General features: G+C 68.7%; 19 protein-coding genes. 5 read left to right on the forward strand and 14 right to left on the reverse strand.

Going from position 1 to position 21,848, the window contains the following annotated elements; genetic code table 11:
• Positions 1–36: 36 nt before the first annotated feature.
• The 9 genes from lysA to KIP89_RS02705 all read right to left on the reverse strand — a co-directional run bounded on the left by lysA (position 37) and on the right by KIP89_RS02705 (position 10,793).
• Positions 37–1,305: a diaminopimelate decarboxylase gene (lysA, locus tag KIP89_RS02665; protein ID WP_213753860.1), complete on the reverse strand. Its 1,269-nt coding sequence runs from the start codon at positions 1,303–1,305 to the stop codon at positions 37–39.
• Between the two features lie 51 nt (positions 1,306–1,356).
• Entirely contained in the window at positions 1,357–1,566 is a 210-nt protein-coding gene (lptM, locus tag KIP89_RS02670) for an LPS translocon maturation chaperone LptM (RefSeq protein WP_213753952.1), read from the reverse strand.
• Between the two features lie 103 nt (positions 1,567–1,669).
• Positions 1,670–2,488 carry an exodeoxyribonuclease III gene (locus tag KIP89_RS02675; RefSeq protein ID WP_213753861.1) on the reverse strand — a complete coding sequence of 273 codons (819 nt, stop codon included), beginning with the start codon at positions 2,486–2,488 and terminating at the stop codon, positions 1,670–1,672.
• Positions 2,489–2,569: 81 nt separating this feature from the next.
• The gene (locus KIP89_RS02680; RefSeq protein ID WP_213753862.1) at positions 2,570–3,289 is read right to left on the reverse strand and encodes a LolA family protein; all 720 of its coding nucleotides are present in this window, start codon (positions 3,287–3,289) and stop codon (positions 2,570–2,572) included.
• Between the two features lie 149 nt (positions 3,290–3,438).
• Complete coding sequence (locus tag KIP89_RS02685; RefSeq protein WP_250152155.1) at positions 3,439–6,051, reverse strand: DNA translocase FtsK; 2,613 nt, start codon at positions 6,049–6,051, stop codon at positions 3,439–3,441.
• 47 nt (positions 6,052–6,098) lie between these two features.
• The gene (locus KIP89_RS02690; RefSeq protein WP_369807029.1) at positions 6,099–7,349 is read right to left on the reverse strand and encodes an aminotransferase class I/II-fold pyridoxal phosphate-dependent enzyme; all 1,251 of its coding nucleotides are present in this window, start codon (positions 7,347–7,349) and stop codon (positions 6,099–6,101) included.
• 377 nt (positions 7,350–7,726) lie between these two features.
• A complete protein-coding gene (locus tag KIP89_RS02695; protein WP_213753864.1) occupies positions 7,727–9,199 on the reverse strand; it encodes an ammonium transporter in 1,473 nt (490 codons plus the stop codon).
• A gap of 50 nt (positions 9,200–9,249) precedes the next feature.
• Positions 9,250–9,588: a P-II family nitrogen regulator gene (locus KIP89_RS02700; protein WP_213753865.1), complete on the reverse strand. Its 339-nt coding sequence runs from the start codon at positions 9,586–9,588 to the stop codon at positions 9,250–9,252.
• 314 nt (positions 9,589–9,902) lie between these two features.
• Positions 9,903–10,793 carry an acyl-CoA thioesterase gene (locus KIP89_RS02705; RefSeq protein WP_213753866.1) on the reverse strand — a complete coding sequence of 297 codons (891 nt, stop codon included), beginning with the start codon at positions 10,791–10,793 and terminating at the stop codon, positions 9,903–9,905.
• 163 nt (positions 10,794–10,956) lie between these two features.
• On the opposite strand from KIP89_RS02705, the gene KIP89_RS02710 reads away from it, so the two are divergent.
• The gene (locus tag KIP89_RS02710; RefSeq protein ID WP_213753867.1) at positions 10,957–12,189 is read left to right on the forward strand and encodes a ubiquinone biosynthesis hydroxylase; all 1,233 of its coding nucleotides are present in this window, start codon (positions 10,957–10,959) and stop codon (positions 12,187–12,189) included.
• A 4-nt stretch (positions 12,190–12,193) separates the two neighbouring features.
• Here KIP89_RS02710 and KIP89_RS02715 read toward each other — a convergent pair whose 3' ends face one another.
• Entirely contained in the window at positions 12,194–12,418 is a 225-nt protein-coding gene (locus KIP89_RS02715) for a Trm112 family protein (RefSeq protein WP_213753868.1), read from the reverse strand.
• A gap of 121 nt (positions 12,419–12,539) precedes the next feature.
• Between KIP89_RS02715 and KIP89_RS02720 the strand changes: the two genes are divergently transcribed.
• Positions 12,540–13,214, forward strand: a complete 675-nt coding sequence (locus KIP89_RS02720; protein ID WP_213753869.1) for a GntR family transcriptional regulator — start codon at positions 12,540–12,542, stop codon at positions 13,212–13,214.
• 126 nt (positions 13,215–13,340) lie between these two features.
• Here KIP89_RS02720 and KIP89_RS02725 read toward each other — a convergent pair whose 3' ends face one another.
• A complete protein-coding gene (locus tag KIP89_RS02725) occupies positions 13,341–14,144 on the reverse strand; it encodes a gamma-glutamyl-gamma-aminobutyrate hydrolase family protein (RefSeq protein WP_213753870.1) in 804 nt (267 codons plus the stop codon).
• A gap of 193 nt (positions 14,145–14,337) precedes the next feature.
• On the opposite strand from KIP89_RS02725, the gene KIP89_RS02730 reads away from it, so the two are divergent.
• From KIP89_RS02730 to KIP89_RS02740, 3 genes are all read left to right on the forward strand, one after another.
• Positions 14,338–14,901, forward strand: coding sequence for a prolyl-tRNA synthetase associated domain-containing protein (locus tag KIP89_RS02730; protein WP_213753871.1), 564 nt, complete (start codon positions 14,338–14,340; stop codon positions 14,899–14,901).
• Between the two features lie 101 nt (positions 14,902–15,002).
• Positions 15,003–15,935, forward strand: coding sequence for a thioredoxin (gene trxA, locus KIP89_RS02735; RefSeq protein WP_213753872.1), 933 nt, complete (start codon positions 15,003–15,005; stop codon positions 15,933–15,935).
• A 29-nt stretch (positions 15,936–15,964) separates the two neighbouring features.
• Positions 15,965–16,645: an LON peptidase substrate-binding domain-containing protein gene (locus tag KIP89_RS02740; RefSeq protein ID WP_213753873.1), complete on the forward strand. Its 681-nt coding sequence runs from the start codon at positions 15,965–15,967 to the stop codon at positions 16,643–16,645.
• A 5-nt stretch (positions 16,646–16,650) separates the two neighbouring features.
• On the opposite strand, the gene KIP89_RS02745 is transcribed toward KIP89_RS02740, so the two are convergent.
• The 3 genes from KIP89_RS02745 to KIP89_RS02755 are packed head-to-tail and all read right to left on the reverse strand — an operon-like array spanning position 16,651 to position 21,817.
• Entirely contained in the window at positions 16,651–19,872 is a 3,222-nt protein-coding gene (locus tag KIP89_RS02745; protein WP_213753874.1) for an efflux RND transporter permease subunit, read from the reverse strand.
• Positions 19,872–21,131 carry an efflux RND transporter periplasmic adaptor subunit gene (locus tag KIP89_RS02750; RefSeq protein WP_213753875.1) on the reverse strand — a complete coding sequence of 420 codons (1,260 nt, stop codon included), beginning with the start codon at positions 21,129–21,131 and terminating at the stop codon, positions 19,872–19,874. Before KIP89_RS02750 ends, KIP89_RS02745 begins: the two co-directional genes overlap by 1 nt.
• Complete coding sequence (locus KIP89_RS02755) at positions 21,128–21,817, reverse strand: TetR/AcrR family transcriptional regulator (protein WP_250152156.1); 690 nt, start codon at positions 21,815–21,817, stop codon at positions 21,128–21,130. Before KIP89_RS02755 ends, KIP89_RS02750 begins: the two co-directional genes overlap by 4 nt.
• Positions 21,818–21,848: the final 31 nt, after the last annotated feature.

The following is a 21,848-nucleotide window of genomic DNA, read 5'->3' on the forward strand; positions in this document are numbered from 1 at the left end:
GGAGGCGTCGCTATTATGGCGCGGGACGCCGTGGCTTCAGGCGAGCCAGGCCGGCACGCGGTCAAGTGCGATGAGCTGGTCGACCTCGACACGGGGCCGCACCAGGGCGAATTCCCCGCCTTTCACCAGCACTTCCGGCACCAGGGCGCGGGTGTTGTAGGTCGAGGCCTGCACGGCGCCATAGGCGCCCGCCGTCATCACCGCGACGAGATCGCCCGCCCGCAGCTCCGGCAGACGCCGCCCGAGCGCCAGGAAATCGCCGGTTTCACAGACCGGACCAACCACATCCGCCACCATCCGGGCACCATCGGCCACGGCTTCGCGGATGGGCAAAATTTCGTGATGGGCGTCGTAGAGCGTCGGACGGATCAAGTCGTTCATCGCCGCATCGACGATGACGAAATGCTTGCCCGCGCCTTCCTTCACATAAACGACCCGCGTGACCAGGATGCCGGCATTGGCGACCAGCATCCGGCCAACCTCGAAAACCAGGCCGAGGCCGAGATTATGCGTGTGCCGCTTCACCAGCGCCGCATAAGCCGAGGGCAGCGGCGGTTCCGCCTCTCCCGCGACATAGGGCACGCCAAGCCCGCCGCCGAGATCGAGATGGGTCAGACGATGGCCATCGGCCATCAGGTCGCGGGCGAGATCCGCCAGCAGCGCGGTCGCGTTGTCGAAGGGTTCGAGATCGGTGATCTGGCTGCCGATATGCATGTCGACGCCGGTGATGCGCAGGCCCGGCAGGGCGCTCGCATAGGCATAGACCGCACGGGCGCGCGAGACCGGAATGCCGAACTTGTTCTCCGACTTGCCGGTCGAGATCTTGGCGTGGGTCTTGGCGTCGACATCGGGATTGACCCGGATCGAAATCGGCGCGGCAACCCCGTGACTGACCGCGACCTCGGAGAGGGTGAGCAGTTCCGGCTCGCTCTCCACATTGAAACACATGATGCCGGCGTCCAGCGCCGCCGCCATTTCCTCGCGGGTCTTGCCGACGCCGGAGAAGACGATCTTGTGCGGGGCGATGCCCGCCGCCAGCGCGCGCTTGAGTTCACCGCCCGAGACGATGTCGGCGCCCGCACCGAGCTTGGCGAAGGTGCGGATCACCGCCTGGTTGGAATTGGCCTTGAGCGCGTAGCACAACGTGGTGCGCGTATCGGCGAAGGCCTCGGTGAAGACGCGGTGATGCCGCTCCAGCGTTGCCGTCGAATAGACATAGACGGGCGTGCCAACCTCGCGCGCCATGTCGAGGAGGTTCACATCCTCGGCATGGAGGACGCCGTCGCGATAGGCGAAATGATGCATCGTGGTGGCCCGGAACGCGGGGTGGAGCGCCTGTTCGGCGCGAGGCGCGGCTCAGAGCAGCGGATCGAGGATGAAGGGCTTGTCGGGTTTCACCGGGCCCGTATCCTTCGGCATCTTGCCATCCGGGCCGGGCTGGCCGAGCGGCGTGTCCGGCGGCGGCTCCAGCGGGCCTCTCACGCCGCAGCCCGCAAGCGCCAGGATTCCGCCCATCAGGACGGCGAAGGCGGCAAGGCGGAGGGGACGGCGCGACGGACGGGACAAGGGCGACCTCGGATCGGCGGGCGGGGCGGACAGCATCGACAGCAAAGCTCCGGCGCAACCTATAACGCAGTGCCGCGAAAGGCGAGAGGAGACGCGCGCGCCCTCACACATCGAAGGTGACGACCACCGGCACATGGTCGGAGGGCCGTTCCCAGCTACGCGCCTCGCGCACGACGGTCATGGCTTGCGCAGTCGGCGCGAGAGCCGGCGTGGCCCATACATGGTCGAGCCGACGCCCACGATTGGAGGCCGCCCAATCGGCGGCGCGGTAGCTCCACCAGGTGAACAGCTTCTCCTGCGGCGGGACGAAGTTGCGCATCACGTCGACCCAGCGGCCGGCGGACTGCAGGCGGGCGAGTTTCTCGACCTCGACCGGCGTGTGGCTGACCACATCGAGAAGCTGCTTGTGGCTCCACACATCTGCTTCCAGCGGGGCGATGTTGAGATCGCCCACCAGCACGGAGCGCGCGGCGGGCGCCTGCGGGTGAAGGGCCTCCCAGACCGTCGCCTCGTCGAGAAAGGCGAGCTTGTGCCGGAACTTCTCGTTCACGTCCGGGTCGGGAACATCCCCGCCCGCCGGGATGTAGAAGTTATGGATGGTGAGCGGCGCCGAAAGCCCGGCCTCGCGGCCCAGCACCACGGAAATGTGGCGCGCATCGCCCATGTCGCAGAAGCCCTGCCGGCTCACCGATTCGAAGGGGCGCTTCGAGAGGATGGCGACGCCGTGATAGCCCTTCTGGCCATGAATCGCCGCATGCGGATAGCCGAATCGCGCCGCATCCTTCAGCGGGAAGCGATCATCGGGCGTCTTCGTCTCCTGCAGGCAGATGACGTCGGGCTGATGCTCGGCAGCGAGCTTGCCGACGAGTTCGATGCGCAGGCGCACCGAATTGATGTTCCAGGTGGCGATGGTCAGCGGCACGGGCGGGACGTCCTTGGATAAAGCGCGCGCGACCCTAGAGCATCGTGTCGCGTATTGCAGCCCGCCTGGGGAGAGGAAATCTCAATCGCGGTTGATGACGAACAGCATCGGGTCCGGCCGCTCGCTGGTGTTCAGGTTCGATACCGCGACCGTCGTGTCGTAGCCCTGCGGATCCGTGACGGTCCACTGCTTGAGCTGCATGGTCTTGGCGTCGAACATGATCATCAGCCGGTAGGTACCGACCATGGGCTGCTTCTCCTCGATCACCACCGTGGCGAAGACGTCGTCCTGATAGACGCCGGTGACGTTGGCGTTGCGCGCGAGATCGAAATTCTCGGCGAGCAGGAAGCGCAGCGGCGTTGCCGAGAGGGGGGTGATGTCCTGCGTCTTCAGCCGCTTGTCGCGCACGGCAACCGAGCGGCCGTCAGCCACCAGTTCGATCGGGCTCGGCGGAGCATATTCGAACAGAACACGGCCCGGCTTGAGAATGTAGAACTCGCCCTCCCGCCGGGTCCCATCCGGGTCCACCTGGACGAAATTGCCGCTCATCACCTTGAAGCTGTTGAAATAATCGTTGATGCGCTGGACCGTGACGGCTGCCGCCTGCTGGCCCGATGTCGCCGCCATCTGGATATTGGGATCGGCCGCCGGCGCCGTGGTCGGCGTCGATGCGGCGGCCGGCTTCTTCGGCGGGGCAAAGGGCGGTGCCGGCACCTGCGCCAGCGCCATGCCGGCACTCAGCGCGACAACGGAGGCGATGACGAGGGTAGAGGCGACGCGAAGACAGTGTAGATGGCGCATGATGCCTCGCTGCGGTCGCGCGGCACGCGACGTGCGGTTGACGATTTGGCCACAGGGGTAGCGTCCCGCTGTGGCGATCCTATGGCCCGCGGCGTGGCGACGCCTTGGGTACGCGGGGTCAATGAACGCCCCGATCAATCGACGCGGCGTCAATAACCGTCGCCCTCACCCGGCTCGATCAGGATGTCGCGCTTGCCGGCGTGATTGGCCGGTCCGACCAGCCCCTCGCGCTCCATCCGCTCGACCAGCGATGCGGCGCGGTTGTAGCCGATCTGGAGGCGGCGCTGGATGTAGGAGGTGGAGCACTTCTTGTCGCGCATCACCACCGCCACCGCCTGCGAATAGACGTCGCCGCCTTCCTCGCCCATGCCGCCCTTGTCGAACACGGCGCCACCGTCGCCGCCATCCTCGTCGAGATCGGCGGTGACCGCATCAAGGTAATCCGGCGCGCCCTGCGCCTTCAGGTGCTCGACGACGCGCTCGACCTCCTGGTCGGACACGAACGGGCCGTGGACGCGGGAGATGCGCCCGCCGCCGGCCATGTAGAGCATGTCGCCCTGGCCGAGCAGCTGTTCAGCGCCCATCTCGCCGAGAATGGTGCGGCTGTCGATTTTCGAGGTCACCTGGAAGGAAATCCGGGTCGGGAAGTTCGCCTTGATGGTGCCGGTGATGACGTCGACGCTCGGGCGCTGGGTGGCCATGATGAGGTGGAGGCCGGCGGCGCGGGCCATCTGGGCGAGGCGCTGGATGGCGCCTTCGATATCCTTGCCGGCGACCATCATCAGGTCCGCCATCTCGTCGACGACGATGACGATGTAGGGAATGGGCGAGAGGTCCATTTCCTCACGCTCATAGATCGCCTCGCCGGTCTCGCGGTCGAAGCCGGTCTGGACCGTGCGCACGATCTGTTCGCCCTTGGCGATAGCTTCCGCCACGCGGGCGTTGAAGCCGTCAATGTTGCGCACGCCGACCTTCGACATCTTCTTGTACCGCTCCTCCATCTCGCGCACCGCCCATTTGAGGGCGACCACCGCCTTCTTGGGATCGGTGACGACAGGGGTGAGCAGATGCGGGATGCCGTCATAGACGGAGAGTTCCAGCATTTTCGGGTCGATCATGATCAGCCGGCACTGCTCCGGCCGGTGGCGGTAGAGCAGGGAGAGGATCATCGTGTTGATGGCGACCGACTTGCCCGAACCCGTGGTGCCGGCGACCAGCAGATGCGGCATGCGCGCGAGATCGACGATCACCGGCTCGCCGCCAATGGTCTTGCCGAGCGCGATGGCGAGCTTGTGCGCGGCCTCGCCGAAATCCTTGGCGGCGAGGATTTCGCGCAGCAACACCTTGTCCCGCTTGGGGTTCGGCAGTTCGATGCCAATGGCGTTCTTGCCGGGAATGACGGCGACACGGGCCGAGATCGCGCTCATCGAGCGGGCGATGTCGTCGGCGAGACCGATGACGCGGCTCGACTTGATGCCCGGCGCCGGCTCCAGTTCATACAGCGTCACGACCGGGCCGGGGCGCGCATTGACGATGGCGCCGCGCACGCCGAAATCGTCGAGCACGCCTTCGAGATCGCGGGCGTTCTGGTCCAGCGCCTCGCGCGACAGGGCCGGCCCACCACGCGGCGGGGGCGGCGAGAGGAGATCGAGGCCGGGCAGCATGTAGCGGCGCCGCTGTTCCTCCAGTGCCGCGCGCCCGCCCTTGATGGAGCGGAGCGGCGGACGCCGGCTCGGGGCGGCGGTGCGGGGCGGCGGCGCGGGGGCGGGCTCGAAGGGCTCATCCTCGGCCAAGTCCCCATCTTCGCTGGCGAATCCCGCCGTATCGAGGACGGAAAGGTCGCCATGCCCCTCGAAATTGGGCTCCAGCCGCGCGCCCGGCCGGTAGTGATCCGTCTCTTCCTCTGCGCCGAGGTTGAGGAGGCGCGCCATGAGGCTGCGGCGCGGGCGCTCACGCAGGGCGCGGCGGCGGCCGCTGCCGGAAAAACGCGCCTTCAGCGTCAGCAGGCCATGCGTCGCCATGCCGAGAAGAAAGGCGAACCGGCTCGGTTCGTCATCCTCGATGTCGGTTGTTTCGCCATATTCGTCAGTGACTTGGGTGGAGCGAAGACCCATGCCGAGGGCGATCGGCAGGGTGAGGACCATGCCGAACAGGCAGAGCGCGCCGACCACCGCATAGTCGAAGCTGCCGAGCCAGCTGGAGCGCAGCGCGTCGGGAATGGCGAGCACCCCCTCGCCCAGCACGCCGCCGAGCCCGATGGGCAGCGGCCAGGCGCCGAAACGCGGCAGGCAGGCGGCAAAACCGCTGGCGAAGACAAGACCCGCAACCCAGGAAAACAGACGTGGGCGCATACGGTTAGGCCGGCGATGGGTGAGCGTCAGCCAGCCCCAGACGCCGATCGGCAGCACGAAGGCGAGGGCGGCGAGGCCGAACAGCTGGATGACCAGATCGGCCACCATGGCACCGGGCAAACCCAGCAGATTGGCCGGCGCGGCGGCGCTGGAACGGCTGAGACTCGGGTCATCCGCCGACCAGCTGCTGAGTGCAGTGAGGAGGACGATCGCGCCAATGAGGAGGGTGAGACCGATCAGTTCCTCGGCGCGGCGCCCGAGGGCGCCCCTCACCTCCTCGGGAAGGAAACCGCCCACCTTCTGCCGGCGGCGGGCCGGGCCACGGGGCGTCGGCGGCAGCGCGGGAGCGGCCCCCTTGCGCGGGGCGCGGCCGGCGCGCGGCGCCTCCGGTTCGAGGCGCGGCGCCCGCATCGTCGTCTGTGTCCGGCCCATGCTGGTTGCCCGCCCCTATGGCCCTGTCAGCCCAGCCCGACGAGGAGACGCTGCAGCGCCGCCTCGGTCGTGGCCAGATCCTGAACAAGCGCGATTCGCAGATAAGTCTCGCCGGGATTGCGCCCGTCCGCCTCGGCGCGGCACAGATAGGCGCCGGGCACGGTGCGCAGCCCCTCGCGCAGCCACAGCCGGCGGCAGGCTTCCTCGCCGCCGCCGACGCTGGCCACGTCGAGCCAGAGGAAGAAGCCGCCATCGGGCCGCTGATAGCCGAAACGCCCGGCCAGCAGCCGGTCCGCCAGATCGAACTTCGCCCGGTAGAGGTCGCGGCTGGCGACCACATGCGCCTCGTCCGCCAGCGCGGCGATGCCGACCATCTGCAGGGGCTCGGGCACCTGAGGCGCGGCCACGTTGCGGAACTCGCCGAAGGCTTCCATGAAGCGGCCGTCACCGGCGCAGAAGCCGAGGCGCAGGCCCGGCAGGCTGGACCGCTTGGAGAGCGAATTGAAGGCGACGACGCCGGCATAGTCCGGCCCGGCCACTTCGAGAATGCCGGTCGGCGGCGCATCGCCGAGCCAGATCTCCGAATAGCATTCGTCGGCGAAGATCATCACCTCATGGAAGCGGCACAGCGCGACCAGCCGCTCCAGATAGGCGCGCGGGGCGATGGTGCCCTGCGGGTTGGCCGGCGAGGCCAGATAGACAGCGACCGCCCGTTCGAGCAGCGCGCGGTCCAGCGAATCGAGATCGGGCAGCCAGCCGCCTCCGGGAGGCAGCGGCAGCGGCACGCTCTCGCAGCCGGCGGCCTCGGCGCCCGCACCATAGGCGGCGTAGAACGGATTGGGCAGCAGCACGGCCGGAGTCGCACCATTGAGCTGCCCCTGCTTGTGCGGCGACAGCAGCCGGCGTGCCATCAGGGCGGCGAAGAACAGCCCCTCGCGCGAGCCATTGAGCACCAGCACCTCGCGCTCGGCATCGAGCGGGCGCGGCAGGCTGTAGCGGCGGGCGAACCAGTCGGCGCTCGCGCGGCGAAACTCCGGCAGGCCCTTGCCGGCGGGGTAGCGGCCGAAACCGTCGAGATGGGCGGCAAGCACGGTGCCGACGAAATCGGGCATGGCGTGGCGCGGCTCGCCCACCGCGAGGCTGAGCGGGGCCTTGCCGGGGGTGAGGCCGGCGAGCAATTCGTTGAGGCGGATGAAAGGCGAGCGCGCCGCCGGGCCGGCATCGAGGGCCGGGGCGGAGGAATGTCGGGCATCGCCGCTGCGCAGGGGATCGGTCACGAAAAGGTCTCGGCAGGCCCCGCGGAAATGCGGGCTCTCGCCGGCAGGATAGAGCGCGCGCGGTAAAGGCGTTCTTAACCATGTACGCCCCGACGCCAGATGGGGCGCAAGAAAACCGGTGCGGGACGCCCGCGCCGGACGTGAACGAAACCACGGCGCCCGGCTCCGGCAGAAACGGACACGAAAGCCCCAGCGCGAGGCCCCAGAGACTGGAATGGAAAATCCCGGTGCGGGGCGCCCGCAGGGGCTGAAACGGAAACCCCGGCGCGGGGCGCCAGCGGGAGGCTGAAATGAAAAACCCCGGCGCGAAGCGCCGGGGCAGGCCGCGACAGCGGCAGCAGCGGGACGGGCCGGCGCGCGAGGCGCCGGCGCCGAAATCAGCTGTGATAGGCGCGCTCGCCGTGATCGACGATGTCGAGACCCTCGCGCTCCTTCTCCACCGACGGACGCAGGCCGACGATGATGTTGACGATCCAGAACAGGATCGCGGAGCCGACGCCCGACCACACCACCGTGACCAGCACGCCCTTGATCTGCGCCATGACCTGGGTGGCCATGTCGTAGGGCGCAACCGCGCCGGCGACGTAGTCATAGATGCCGGTGCCGCCGAGGGACGGGCTGACCAGGATGCCGGTGCCGATGGCGCCGACAATGCCGCCCACGCCATGGACGCCGAACACGTCGAGGCTGTCGTCATAGCCGAACGCGTTCTTCACCGTGGTGCAGAAGAAGAAGCAGACGATGCCGGTGACGAAGCCGAGGACGATGGAGCCGCCGGGGCCGGCGAAGCCCGCCGCCGGCGTGACCGCCACCAGACCGGCGACGACACCCGAGGCCAGGCCGAGCAGGCTGGGCTTGCCCTTGGCGAGCCACTCGACCAGCGCCCAGCCCAGAGCCGCCGCGGCCGGGGCCACGAAGGTGTTGAGCACGGCGAGGACGGTGAGCGGCGCCGCTTCGAGGTTGGAGCCGGCGTTGAAGCCGAACCAGCCAACCCACAGCAGGGCGGTGCCGACCAGCGCGAAGGGCAGCGAGTGGGGCGGCATCAGTTCCTTGCCGTAGCCGGTGCGCTTGCCAATGATGAGCGCGCCGACGAGGCCGGCAATACCGGCATTGATGTGAACCACAGTGCCGCCGGCGAAGTCGATGGCGCCGAAGGAGAAGATCAGGCCGGTGTCGGCGAGGATGGCATCAAGAGCGGCCTGAGCGGCCTCCTTGGCAGCCGGATCGGTAGCAGCGGCAAGAGCCTTGGCAGCGGCGTCAACCGCGTCCGGGCCGGCCCAGTACCACACCATGTGGGCCATCGGAAAATAGATGAACGTCACCCAGAGCGGGATGAACAGCACGATGGCCGAGAACTTGATGCGCTCGGCGAAGGCGCCGATGATCAGGGCCGGGGTGATGGCGGCGAAGGTCAGCTGGAAGACCACGAACACCAGCTCGGGAATGGCCACGCCCACCGAGAAGGTGGCGCCCAGCGATTCCAGAGTCACGCCGTTGAGGAACAGCTTGGAGAAGCCGCCAATGAAGGACGAGCCGCCGGTGAAGGCCAGGCTGTAGCCGTAGACAAACCAGATGATCGTGACGATGCAGACCGAATAGAAGACCTGCGCGATCACCGACAGGAAGTTCTTGGCGCGGACGAGGCCGCCATAGAACAGAGCGAGGCCGGGGACGGCCATCATCAGCACGAGGATGGTGCTCAGCAGCATCCAGGTGGTGTCGGCCTTGTTGATCGCCGGCGCCGCCGGCGCCGCGGCAACCGCCGCATCCTGGGCGAACGCGGCGGCTGATGCCAGCGCCGTCACCGCCAGCGCGGGAAGACCCGCGCGTATCCAATTCTTCATCGTCATGGGTTCAATGCTCCGTCGCAATCGGAAAAGTCGGGATCAATGGCGCTGGCTCAGAGCGCGTCGGCGTCGGTCTCGCCGGTGCGGATGCGAACGGCCTGGTCGATCGCGTAGACGAAGATCTTTCCGTCGCCGATCTGGCCGGTCTTCGCCGAGGTGGTGATGGCGTCGATGACCTTGGTCACGTTCTCCGAGGCCACGGCGACCTCGATCTTGAGCTTCGGCAGAAAGCTCACCGCATATTCCGCGCCACGGTAAATCTCGGTGTGGCCCTTCTGGCGGCCATATCCCTTGACCTCCGTGACGGTCAGTCCGTGCACACCGATCCCAGTGAGCGCATCCCGGACTTCCTCAAGCTTGAAAGGCTTGATGATAGCCATGACGATCTTCATGGTTCCTGTCCCCGCTTGGCCTAGAACCCTGCACATCGGGCTCCTGGCGTTTGATGTCGTACTCGGCCAGGCGGGTTTACTCCCACCCTTTCGGTCAAGCCGGGATGATAGGAATCAATTCGCGTGCCAACCGTGACGGAACAAGCCTTTCATGCGCCTCGCGCCCCCGATTCACGCGATATGAGGGGGCTGACCGCCCGGATTCGTCCTCCGCTCGCGGCTCCAACCCTGCACAATTCTTGATCGGCCACGATTCCGGCTGTTAGGCACCGCCCAAAATTCGACACACACTATCTAATTTTTAGGCAAATGCCTCAAATGGCTTCACCCACGGGCCGGATCAGGCCTTCCTGTGCCACCGAGGCGACGAGCCGGCCGGCCTGATCGTAGATGAGGCCGCGGGCAAGGCCGCGTGCCCCGGAGGCGCTGGGGCTGTCCTGGACATAGAGCAGCCAGCCATCGGCGCGGAACGGGCGGTGCAGCCACAGCGCATGATCGAGGCTGGCGGCCTGGATGCGGCTACCCAGCACGCTGGTGCCATGCACCACGGTGGTCGCCTCGAGCAGCGTCATGTCGGTGGCGTAGGCCAGCACGGCACGATGCAGCGCCGGATCGTCCGGCAGCGCCTGGGCGGCGCGGAACCAGACCCTGCGCCGGGGCACGGCATGGCGCTCGCCGAGGCCGATCGGCTTCAGCTCGATCGGACGCGGGCGCAGCCAATAGTTCCGCACCGGCTCCGGCAACCCCGCCAGCACGCTGTCGGCGAGATCATGGATACCCGGCACATCCTGCGGCGCGGGCACCGGGCCTTCGAGGTCGAGCTGGTGGTCGAGGCCGGGTTCCTCGCGGTGGAAGGAGACCGACATGATGAAGATCGGCCGCCCGTGCTGGATCGCCACCGTGCGCCGTGTGGCGAAGGAGCGCCCGTCGCGCACCCGCTCGACCTCGTAGAGGATGGGGGCGGCGGGATCGCCGGCCAGCAGGAAATAGGCGTGCAGCGAATGGGCGGCGATGTCGACCGTGCGCTGCGCGGCCACCAGCGCCTGCGCCAGCACCTGCCCGCCGAAGACACGGGTGCGGAATGGCCAGGATTCCGGCGGATTCCGGCCGCGGAACAGATTCACCTCGAGCGGTTCAAGATCGAGCAGGTCGACCAGTTCGGCGGTGCTCGATCCCGGCGGGCGCGATGCTGCGGCGTCACTCATGGTCGCTCCGGCTCCCGGCTCATTGTCCCCTGCCCGTAGCTAAGGCATAGGATGGGGCGGACACAATCCGCCGCAGGCGGGTCGTCGTCCCGCCTGCGCACTCCCACGTATTGAGAGAGGCCGGCAGCGGGGCCAGAACGGCCCGATCAAGGAGGCATGAGCGATGGATCACACCACATCTCACGGCGCGGTCATCGCCGGCGGCGGGCTCGCCGGGCTGACGCTGGCGCTCGCGCTGCGCCAGGGGCTGGGCGAGACGGCGCGTCTGGCGGTCGCCGATCCGGTATTCGCCCGCGCACAGGTCAAGAGCGCGGACATGCGCGCCTCCGCCTTCGCCGCCGGGGCGCGGCGGCTGTTCGAGACGCTCGGCGTGTGGGAGCGCGTGGCGGGCGAGGCGCAGCCCATGCTCGCCATGGAGATCACCGATTCCAAGCTCTCCGACGCGGCACGGCCGGTGTTCCTGTCCTTCGACGGCGAGGTCGCGCCGGGCGAGCCCTTCGCCCATATGGTGCCGAACGCGGTGCTTCAGGACGCGATGACCGAGCTGGCCCGCGACCGCGGCATCGAACTTCTGCCGGCCGGCGTCGCCTCCTTCACGCCCCGCACTGCGGCCACCCAGATCACCCTCTCCGACGGCACGGCGACCCGCGCGGCGCTGCTCGCGGCCTGCGATGGCGGGCGCTCGAAGCTGCGGGCGATGGCCGGCATCGGCGTCGTCGGCTGGTCCTATCACCAGTCGGCCATCGTCATGACGGTCGGCCATGAGCGCCCGCATGAGGGCAAGGCGATCGAGCATTTCCTGCCCGCCGGGCCGTTCGCCATCCTGCCGCTGACCGGCAACCGCTCCTCCGTCGTCTGGACCGAGGCAACGGAGACGGCGCAGAGCCTGCTGAGGCTGCCGCGCATCCTGCTGCTCGACGAGTTGGAGCGCCGCTTCGGCCTGGAATGGGGCGCGCTGGAGATTCTGGACGAGCCGAAGGCGTTCCCGCTCGGCTTCCAGATGGCGCGCCGCTTCATCGGCGAGCGCCTCGCTCTGGTGGGCGATGCCGCCCACACCATCCACCCGATCGCCGGGCAGGGCATCAATATGGGCCTGCGCGATGTCGCCGCACTCGCCGAGGCGATGACCGACGCCGCCCGGCTCGGCCTCGACATGGGCAGCGTCGACGTGCTGGAGCGTTACCAGCGTTGGCGCCGCTTCGACACGCTGACCATGGGCGCGGCGACGGATGGGCTGAACCGGCTGTTCGGCCAGCGCAACGATGTCGCCCGGCTGATGCGCGATGTCGGACTCGGCCTGGTGGAGCGCCTGCCGCGGCTGAAGGACTTCTTCATCCGCGACGCCGCCGGCATTGTCGGGGCGGCCCCGCGCCTGCTGCGCGGCGAGGCGTTGTAACGCCTCAGCGCCGCTCGGCCTCTTCCTCGGAGAGTTGGCGGGCCTCGTCCGCCAGCATGATGGGAATGCCGTCGCGGATTGGATAGGCGAGGCGCGCCGGGCGCGAGATCAGCTCATGGGCCGCGCGGTCATATTCCAGCGTCGCCTTGGTTACCGGGCAGACGAGGATTTCCAGCAGCTTGGGATCGAGCTCGTAGCCGGAACGGGGGGACGGTGTGGTCTCGGCCATGGCGGCATCTCCTGAAGCAGACGAGGGCCCGGCGCGACACCGGGATTTTGCGCTATATAGCGCAGCCGGCTGACATTCTCACGTCAGCCGCCGCATCTTGCCTCCCCAGAGAACCCCGCCAATGGACACGTCCCAGCTCGATCTCGTCTATGAGCCGCGCCTGCATGGCGAGACGGTCCAGCAATGGGTGTTCCGCCGCCTTCGCCGCTCGGTGATGAGCGGGCGCTTCCCGCCCGGACAGGCGGTAACGATACGCGGCCTTGCCGAGGCGCTGGGCGTCTCCGCCATGCCGGTGCGCGAGGCGCTGCGCCGGCTGGTGGCCGAGCGCGCACTGGTGCTGCTCGACAACCGCCGGGCGCGCGTGCCGGAAATGACCGCCCGGCGCTTCGAGGAATTGATGGCCGCGCGCACGCTGCTGGAATGCGAGGCGGCCTCGCGCGCCCTGCCGCTGGCGGATCGCGGCTTCATCCGCCGGCTCCACGCGCTCAACCGCGATTCGGACGCGGCGGTGGAGGCGAACGACACCGAGGCGATGATCGAGACCAACCTCGCCTTCCATGGCGCGCTGTATGGGGGGCGGCCGGACAATGTGCTGCTGCCGCTGATCGAATCGGTCTGGCTTCAGATCGGCCCGTTCATGCGCATGGCGCTGGAAGACCTTGAGACCCATTACCCGGTCGACCGCCATGCCGAGGCGCTGGCGGCGCTGGAAGCCCGGGACGAGGCGGCCCTGCGCCGCGCCATCGAGGCCGACATTCGCGACGGCATCGGCCATCTGAGGGCCAGGCTGGGCTAGGGGCTACAGTCGTGCCGTCATGCCCGGGCTTGGCCCGGGCATCCATGAATTCGTTGCGGAAGCGGCCCAAGACGTGGATGGCCGGGCCAAGCCCGGCCATGACGGTAGGAACCGTCGTAAGATCGCTCAGACCGCCGCCTTGAGCTTCGGCGCGCCGCGGCGCGCCTCGCCATAGAGCCGGGCGGCCGTGCCGAAGGCGGTGAAGACGCCGGAGGAGAGTTTGTCTTCCCAGAAGCGCCATTCCGGGTGCCACTGGATGGCGATGTTGAAGCCCGGCGTGTTCGGCACGCGGAAGGCCTCGATCGTGCCGTCCTCGGCCTGTGCCTCGATCTCGACGGCGGGGGCGAGCTGGGCCACGCCCTGACCGTGCAGCGAGTTGACCCGCCAGCGATCCGCGCCGGCCAGGCTGGCCAGCAGGCCGCCCGGCGCCAGCGCCACGTCATGGGCGGGCGCGTATTGGCCATCGAGGTCGAGGCTCGAATCCTCGCGATGGTCGAACCGGCCGGGCTGCTGGTAGAGCTTCTGGAACAGTGTGCCGCCCAGCGCGACATTCATCTCCTGAAAGCCCCGGCAGACGCCGAACAGCGGCACGCCGCGTTCCAGCGCCGCCTTGATCAGCGGCAGCGAGATATCGTCGCGGTGCGGATCGGCCGGCAGCGGCGGATCATGCGGCAGGTCGCCATAATGCTGCGGGCCGACATTGGACGGGCTGCCGGGCAGGAAAATGCCGTCGACGAGATCGAGAATCTCCTCGATCACCACGCGCTCCGGCGCCATCGCGGCATCGACCGCCGAAATGGTGCCGGGGATCAGCACCGGCATGGCCTGCGCGCCGCGCGCGACGGCATAGATGTATTTCTCGGTAACGCCGTGAGTGTTCTGACCATTGATCGTTTTCACGTCGCTGATCACGCCGATGACTGGCCGCATGATGCCTACCCTGAATTCCGGTTCCCCGATGTGGGAGCGGCACCCCTTTCCTGTCAACCGGGAGAGCGCGCGTGAGCCATGCAATCCGTGCCGCCCTCCTGCGCGGTTCTCGTGCGCCGCTCGCGTGCGCCACTCTTGCGGCACAGGGGCCGGCGGCACTAGAAGCGGGGCACGTTCACACGGCGGACCGCCCATGCCGACAGCTCTGACCTCGCAGGATTTGTTCGACCGCTTCACCGAGCTGGGGATCGCCACCCGCACGGTGGAACACCCGCCGCTGTTCACGGTGGAGGATTCGCAGGCGCTGCGCGGCGAGATCGCCGGCGGGCATACCAAGAACCTCTTTCTCAAGGACAAGAAGGGCAATCTCTTCCTTGTCGTGGTCGAGGAGGAGGCCCGCGTCGACCTCAAGAGCCTGCATGTCCCGCTGGGCGCGGCGAGCCGGCTCTCCTTCGGTAGCGCCGAGCTTCTGGAGGAGGTGCTGGGCGTAAAGCCGGGCGCCGTCACCGCCTTCGGCCCGGTCAACGACACGCAGGGCCGCGTCACCGTCGTGCTCGATGCCGGGCTGATGGCGTATGAGGTCATCAACTGCCACCCGCTGGTGAACACGGCGACCACCACCATTGCCCGCGACGACCTGATCCGCTTCCTGCGCGCCACCGGCCATGAGCCGATCATCCTGGCCGTGCCGCGCCGGGCGGAAGAGACGAAAGATGAGGCGGGCGGCGAGGCCGGGGGCGAGGCTACGCCGGGCTGATCGTGCCGTGCCGAAGCGGTTGCATTCACGCACCGGCCAACCATGTTAGAGCGGCGCACGCGAGAGGCGGGCGCGACGAGGATTGCGAGGGGACGACACCCATGTTGCTGAACCAGCCCGCCACCCCCCCGAACGGGACGACGCCGGCCGGCGATGATGTCGTGATCGACGTCACCACCCGGAGCTTCATGAAGGACGTGGTCGAGGAATCGCGCCAGCGCCCGGTGCTGGTGGATTTCTGGGCCCCCTGGTGCGGGCCCTGCCGCCAGCTCACGCCGATCATCGAAAAAGTGGTGCGCGCGGCCAAGGGCAAGGTGCGCCTCGCCAAGATGAACACTGACGAGCACCCGTCCGTGGCCCAGCAGCTCGGCATCCAGTCCCTGCCGACCGTCTATGCCTTCGTCAACGGCCAGCCGGTCGACGGCTTCATGGGCGCGCAGCCGGAAACCCAGATCCAGGCGCTGATCGACCGCCTTGTCGCGGCGGCCGGTGGCGAGGATGCCGCCGGCGACATCGCCGAAGTGGTGGCGACCGGCGAGGCCCTGCTGGCCGAGGGCGACCTTGTCGGCGCGGCGGAAGTGTTCGCCTCCGTGCTCGCCGAGGAGCCGGGCCATGTGAAGGCGCTGGCAGGTCTCGCCCGCGCCCAGATGACCGCCGGCGACCTCGCCGCCGCCAAGGCGACGCTGGCACTGGCGCCCGAGGCGATCGCCAATGACCCGGCGCTGACCGCCGTGCGGGCCGCCATCGAGCTTGAGGAAGCCGCCGCCGAACTCGGCGATGTGCGCGACCTGGAGGCCAAGGTCGCCGCCAACCCGCTCGACCATCAGGCGCGGTTCGATCTGGCTCTGGCGCTCAACGCCCATGGCAAGCGCGAGGAGGCGGCCGACCATCTGCTCGCCATCGTGCGCAAGGACCGCACTTGGAACGAGGACGGCGCGCGCAAGCAGCTCGTGCAGTTCTTCGAAGCCTGGGGGCCGACCGACGAGCACACCCTCACCGGGCGGCGCCGCCTGTCCTCCATCCTGTTCGCCTGAGCCTTTCTCACCCGCTCGAAGGAGCCTTGATGGCGATCAACAAGCCCTATGGCGGCCCTTCCGAGCTGCCGCGCACCATTCCGCTGTTTCCGCTGGAAGGGGCGCTGCTGCTGCCGCGCTGTCAGTTGCCGCTCAACGTGTTCGAGCCGCGCTATGTGGCGATGGTCGACGCGGCGCTGGCCGGCAGCCGGCTGATCGGCATGATCCAGCCGGCCTTCGACCCGACCGGCCGGCCCATGGCCGGCGGGGCGGCGCTGGCCGGGGTCGGCTGCGTCGGGCGCATCACCGAGATCGCCGAGAGCGGCGACGGGCGCTACATCCTCAACCTCTCCGGCGTCGCCCGTTTCCGCCTGCTGGCGGAGATCGAGGCGGACACGCTGTTCCGCCAGGGCGAGGTGGATTTCGCGCCCTTCGCCGACGACTTCAAGCCGGGCGCGGGCGGCGACGCGGTGAATCGCGGGGCGCTGCTGCGCACGCTCGCCGACTATCTCGACGCCAACCAGCTGGAAGCCGACTGGGAGAGCATCAAGGACGCGCCGAACGAGGCGCTGGTCAATGCGCTCGCCATGATGTCGCCCTTTGGCCCGCGCGAGAAACAGGCGCTGCTGGAGGCGCCGACGCTCGGCGCGCGCGCCGAGATGCTGATCGCCGTCACCCAGATGGCGATGGCCCGCACCGCCGGCGGCGACGGCGACAACTCGCTCCAGTAGCGGCCCTACTCCGCCGCGATCGGCGGATTGGGATGCGGCGGGCGCGGTGTCGCCGGCTGCGGCATGACGGGCTGCGGCATCACATGCACCGTCGGCAGGGCGGCCGGGGTGGCGGTCTCGTCCGGCTCGTCCCGCGCGCCGACGAAGCGCCCGAACACCCGGCCGAAGAAGTGGCCGAGATCGTCCATCAGCGTGAACACCGCCGGCACGAAGACCAGCGACAGCGCGGTCGAGGCGAGCAGCCCGCCAATCACCGCGATCGCCATGGGCGAGCGGAAATCGCCGCCCTCCCCCAACCCCAGCGCCGACGGCACCATGCCCGCCACCATGGCGATGGTGGTCATGACGATCGGCTGGGCGCGCTTGCGGCCGGCCTCGATGAGCGCCGTCGTCCGGTCGGTGCCGGAATGGATGGCCTCGATGGCGAAATCGACCAGCAGGATGGTGTTCTTGGTGACGATGCCCATCAGCATCAGGAAGCCGATCACCACCGGCAGCGTCATCGCATTGCCGGTGATGAGCAGCGCGATGAAGGCCCCGCCCACCGAGAGCGGAAGGGCGATCAGGATGGTCACCGGCTGGAACACATTGGCGAACAGCAGCACCAGCACCGCCAGCACCATCAGCACGCCGGCTCCCATGGCGGTGGCGAAGCCGCCGAACACCTCGGCCATGATCTCGGCGTCGCCGGTTTCCCGGAGCACCACGCCCGGCGGCAGGTTCCGCGCGGCGGGCAGGGCATAGACCTCGGCCAGCGCCTCGCCAAGCTGGGTGTTGCCGGCCAGATCGCCCTCGATGGCGACGCGGCGGGCGCGATCATAGCGGTTGAGGGCGGTCGGCCCGGTGCCGAAGGAGATGTCGGCCACCGCCGCGAGCGGCACCGAGGCGCCGGCCGCGGTGCGCACCTTCAGCGTCTCGAAAGTCGAGATATCCGCCCGCGCCGCCTCGTCGAGCTGCACCCGGATCGGCACCTGGCGGTCGCCGGCGGAGAATTTGGCGAGGTTCTGCGACACGTCGCCAATGGTGGCGATGCGCACCGTCTCGGCGATGTCGGCGACCGACACGCCAAGCTCGGCGGCCTCGGCCAGCTTGGGCACGACGCGCAGCTCCGGCCGGTCCAGCGCGGCGGTGGTGACGACATTGCTCAGCCCCTTCACATCGGCGCGGATCTCGCGCTCCAGTTCCAGTGCCGCCTGCTCCACCGCCTCGCCATTCGATCCCGACAGGATCAGGGTGAACTCGCGCTGGCCCGGCCCGGCCCCGCCGGAGGAGCCGAAGCTGAAGCGCAGATCCGGGATGCGGGCGATCTCCGCCTGCATCCGGGTCTCGAATTCCTTCTGCGTCGCCGCGCGGTCGGCCCGCGGCACGAGGTTGACGATGATCGTCGCCTTGCGCACCTCGCCGGCACCGTTGGCGGGCCCGCTGGTCTCGCCCGAACCGGCGGTGGCGAACACGCTACCGACTTCCGGCTGCGCCTTCATCTCGTCGGAGATCTCGTCGACCACCTGACGGGTGGCGGCCAGCGTCGCCCCCGGCGGCAGCTCGACGGAGAGCACCGAGCGCGACACGTCGGAATTCGGGATGAAGCCCGACGGCAACAGGGTGGAGAGGTACATCGAGCCGATGAACAGCAGGATGCCGCCCGCGACGGTGAGGAAGCGATGGCGGATCGAGGTGTGCAGCAGGCGGACATAGACGCGCATCAGCGCGCTGTCCGGCGTCTCGCGGTGGCCATGGTCGCGCATGAAATAGGCGGCCAGCATCGGCGTGAGCAGGCGCGCCACCAAGAGCGAGAACAGCACGGCGACCGCGACGGTGATGCCGAACTGGCGGAAATACTGGCCGGCAATGCCGCCCATGAAGCTGACGGGCAGGAACACCGCGACGATGGTCAGCGTGGTCGCCACCACGGCGAGACCGATCTCGTCCGCCGCCTCGATGGCCGCGCGATAGGCGGATTTGCCCATCCGCATATGGCGTACGATGTTCTCAATCTCGACAATCGCGTCGTCGACCAGGATGCCCGTCACCAGCGTGACGGCGAGCAGGCTCACCCCGTTCAGCGAGAAGCCGAGCAGGTCCATCACCCAGAAGGTCGGCAGGATGGAGAGCGGGATGGCGAGCGCCGAGATGATGGTGGCGCGCCAGTCGCGCAGGAACAGCATGACCACGATGATCGCGAGGATCGCGCCCTCGATCAGCGTGTGCATGGCGGAATCATAATCCGCCTCGGTGTACTTCACCGTCGAATCGATCAGGGTGATCTCGACTTCCGGGTGCGCGGCCTCGAGCTTGCGAAGGTCCTCCGCCACGTTCTCGGCCACCACGACATCGGAAAAGCCCTTGGCGCGGTAGATGCCGAAGGCGACCACCGGCTTGCCGTCGAGACGGGCGAAGATGCGCGGCTCGGCGGCGCCATCGGTCACCGTGCCGAGGTCGGCGAGGCGCACATGGCGCGAGGCCCCGCCTCCGCTGGCCGGCAGGGCGATGCGGGTCTGCGCCAGTTCGGCGACGGTGGTCGCCCCGCCCAGCGTGCGCACGGACTGTTCCTGCGTGCCGATTTCACCCCGGCCGCCGGCCAGATCGACATTGGTCGCGGCGAGCTGCCGGTTGACGTCGGCCGCGGTGACGCCGAGGGCGGCGAGCCGGTCCGGGTCGAGCGAGATGCGGATTTCGCGTTCGACGCCGCCCTCGCGCTTGACCTGCGCCACGCCGCGCACGCCCTGAAGGGCACGGATCACCGTGTCGTCGACGAACCAGGAGAGTTCCTCCGGCGTCATCGACGGCGCGGAGGCGGCATAGGTGACGATGGCCATGCCTTCGACATCGATGCGCTGGATCAGCGGCTCCTCAATGTCCTGCGGCAGTTCCGAGCGGATATTGGTGACCGCGTCGCGCACATCGTTCACGGCGCGGTCGACCTGCGTTTCCAGCTGGAACTCGACCGTGGTGATGGAGGTGCCTTCGGTGATCGACGAGGTGATGTGCTTCACCCCCTGCACGCCGGCCACCGCTGTCTCGACCCGTTTCGTCACCTGGCTTTCCAGCTCGCTCGGCGCGGCGCCGGGCTGGGTGACGACGACGGAGACGATCGGCACGTCGATATTCGGCATGCGCGTGATCGGCAGCCGGTCGAAGGTGAACAGGCCGATCGCGGTCAGCACCACGAACAGGACGATGGAGGGGACCGGCTTGCGGATCGCCCAGGCGGAGACGTTGAGCGCCATCAGGAATTGCCCTTCGCGGGATCCGGCAGCGGTACCGGCGTGACGGTGTCGCCCTCGCGCAGGAACCCACCGGCGCGGGCGACCACCTGCTCGCCCTCGCTCACGCCCTCGATGATCTCGACATAGCCGTCGCCCTTGAGGCCGGTCTTCACCTTGCGCAGGCGCACCGTATCATCCTCGATGACGAGGATGGTCGCGCCCTCCGCGCCGAACTGGATCGCCGATTGCGGCAAGGCGAGGCCCTGGCGGCGGGCCAGTTCGATGACGCCGCGCGCATAGGCACCCGGGCGCAGCCGCTTGTCGTCCGGCAGTGCCACGGCGACGCGGGCGAGGCGCGTGGCGGTGTCCACCTTGGCGCCGACGAGGCGCACCCGGCCCTGTATCGGCGCGTCGAAGCCGGCCGGCGTCACCGCCACCGGGAGATCGACGGCGATGCGCGGCAAAGCGGATTCCGGCACTTCGGCATCAAGGTCGATGGCGCCGTCCTTCACGATGCGGAAAAGCGGCTCGCTATTGGCCGACAGCACGATGGAGCCGATGCGGGCGGAGCGCGACGAGACGATGCCCGCCTGCGGCGCCTTGATGTCGGTGCGGGCCAGCCGCACCTCCAACTCGTCGCGATTGGCGGCGATCTGGGCGACGTCGGCCTCGGCGGCGATTACCGATTCCTCGGCGGCCGTGACCTGCGCCGCCGCGACCTTGGCCGCGCGCTCGCGCTGGTCCAGCACCTCCTGCGAGGTGGCGCCGGTCTTGATCAGGGTACGGGCGCGCTCCACCGCCGCATCGGCCTCGGTGCGCTGGGCGACGGCCTGTTCGAGCTGCGCCTTCTGCTGGGCGATGGCGGCGCGGGCACGGGCGGCATTGGCGGTGTTCTGCGCCAGCAGCGTGACCAGCATGTCGCGGGAGAGGCGGGCGAGAACCTGGCCCTGCGCGACCCGGTCGCCCTCCTCGACGAGGATTTCCTCGATCCGCAGAGCGTCAATCTCCGGCCCGACCATGATCTCCTCGCGCGCCACCAGCGTTCCGGTGACCGGCAGCGTCTCCACTACCTCGCGCCGCGCGGCAGGGACGACCGAGATGGAAATGCCCTTGACCTTGGCGGGCGCGGGCGCCGCGACCTCGGCCTGCGCCGGCTCGCCAAAGCTAAGGCCCGCCGCGATGCGGTCGCGGAAGGCATAGCCGGCGATGCCCACCACGACGGCGGTCATGGTGAGGGCGAGGGCGACGCGCCCGGGGAAGGAAGGGGTCTTGGCGGTCATGGAATCTCATCCGTGGCGGGCGTCGGCGCGCGCGGCGCGAGCATCCGGCCGATCAGTTCGGCAATCTCGGGCATCATACGGTCGAGCGGCATGTCGGGATCGAAGCGGCTGCGCAGGATGAGGCCATCGCCAATCGCCCCCAGCAGCAGCATCACCATGTCGCCATCGAGGCCGGGATCGACCTCGCCTTTGGCCTGCGCCGCGTGAAAGCAGCGCAGGATCGCGTCGTTCATCTCGGCCTCGACCGCGTCGAAGGTCGGCTTGAGCGCGGGATTGCGGGCGGTTTCGGCATAGATCTCAGGGCCGAGCGCGATGCACACCGCCGGAGCCTCGCGGGAGAACAGCGCCGCGCCCATGCGGGCGATCCCCTCGACAAAGCTGGGGGCCGTCTCAAGCACCTCGATCAGGGTGGTGCGAGCGGCCTGTTCCTCCTCGATGATGGCGAGGATGATGGATTCCTTGGAGGGGAAATAGCGGTAGAGCCCACCCGGGCTCATGCCGGCCTCGGCACAGATCTGCTGCATCGAGGTGCCGTGGAAGCCGGAGCGGGTGAAGCAGGCGATAGCCGCGTCCAGCACACGGCGGCGCGGTTCCGGCCGGCGGGGCGCCGCCACCTTGGAAGGGGCCGGTCGATCGCCGGGAGGGCGGCCCGACGGGGCCGGCAGGCGGGCGGGAGCGGCGGGCATCGACAGCATCCGATTTGAGAGCGAACGTTCG

This window comes from Ancylobacter radicis, from assembly GCF_018449475.1.
Lineage (GTDB): Bacteria > Pseudomonadota > Alphaproteobacteria > Rhizobiales > Xanthobacteraceae > Ancylobacter > Ancylobacter radicis.

Excerpts from the sequence above, each read along its gene's own strand:
- KIP89_RS02705 (WP_213753866.1), bottom strand. The coding sequence starts at position 10,793 with ATGAGTGACGCCGCAGCATCGCGCCCGCCGGGATCGAGCACCGCCGAA.
- KIP89_RS02680 (WP_213753862.1), bottom strand. The coding sequence starts at position 3,289 with ATGCGCCATCTACACTGTCTTCGCGTCGCCTCTACCCTCGTCATCGCC.
- KIP89_RS02730 (WP_213753871.1), top strand. The coding sequence starts at position 14,338 with ATGCCGACAGCTCTGACCTCGCAGGATTTGTTCGACCGCTTCACCGAG.
- KIP89_RS02715 (WP_213753868.1), bottom strand. The coding sequence starts at position 12,418 with ATGGCCGAGACCACACCGTCCCCCCGTTCCGGCTACGAGCTCGATCCC.
- KIP89_RS02745 (WP_213753874.1), bottom strand. The coding sequence starts at position 19,872 with ATGGCGCTCAACGTCTCCGCCTGGGCGATCCGCAAGCCGGTCCCCTCC.
- KIP89_RS02695 (WP_213753864.1), bottom strand. The coding sequence starts at position 9,199 with ATGACGATGAAGAATTGGATACGCGCGGGTCTTCCCGCGCTGGCGGTG.
- KIP89_RS02750 (WP_213753875.1), bottom strand. The coding sequence starts at position 21,131 with ATGACCGCCAAGACCCCTTCCTTCCCCGGGCGCGTCGCCCTCGCCCTC.
- trxA (WP_213753872.1), top strand. The coding sequence starts at position 15,003 with ATGTTGCTGAACCAGCCCGCCACCCCCCCGAACGGGACGACGCCGGCC.
- lysA (WP_213753860.1), bottom strand. The coding sequence starts at position 1,305 with ATGCATCATTTCGCCTATCGCGACGGCGTCCTCCATGCCGAGGATGTG.
- KIP89_RS02755 (WP_250152156.1), bottom strand. The coding sequence starts at position 21,817 with ATGCCCGCCGCTCCCGCCCGCCTGCCGGCCCCGTCGGGCCGCCCTCCC.
- KIP89_RS02725 (WP_213753870.1), bottom strand. The coding sequence starts at position 14,144 with ATGCGGCCAGTCATCGGCGTGATCAGCGACGTGAAAACGATCAATGGT.
- KIP89_RS02740 (WP_213753873.1), top strand. The coding sequence starts at position 15,965 with ATGGCGATCAACAAGCCCTATGGCGGCCCTTCCGAGCTGCCGCGCACC.
- KIP89_RS02720 (WP_213753869.1), top strand. The coding sequence starts at position 12,540 with ATGGACACGTCCCAGCTCGATCTCGTCTATGAGCCGCGCCTGCATGGC.
- KIP89_RS02700 (WP_213753865.1), bottom strand. The coding sequence starts at position 9,588 with ATGAAGATCGTCATGGCTATCATCAAGCCTTTCAAGCTTGAGGAAGTC.
- KIP89_RS02710 (WP_213753867.1), top strand. The coding sequence starts at position 10,957 with ATGGATCACACCACATCTCACGGCGCGGTCATCGCCGGCGGCGGGCTC.
- KIP89_RS02685 (WP_250152155.1), bottom strand. The coding sequence starts at position 6,051 with ATGCGGGCGCCGCGCCTCGAACCGGAGGCGCCGCGCGCCGGCCGCGCC.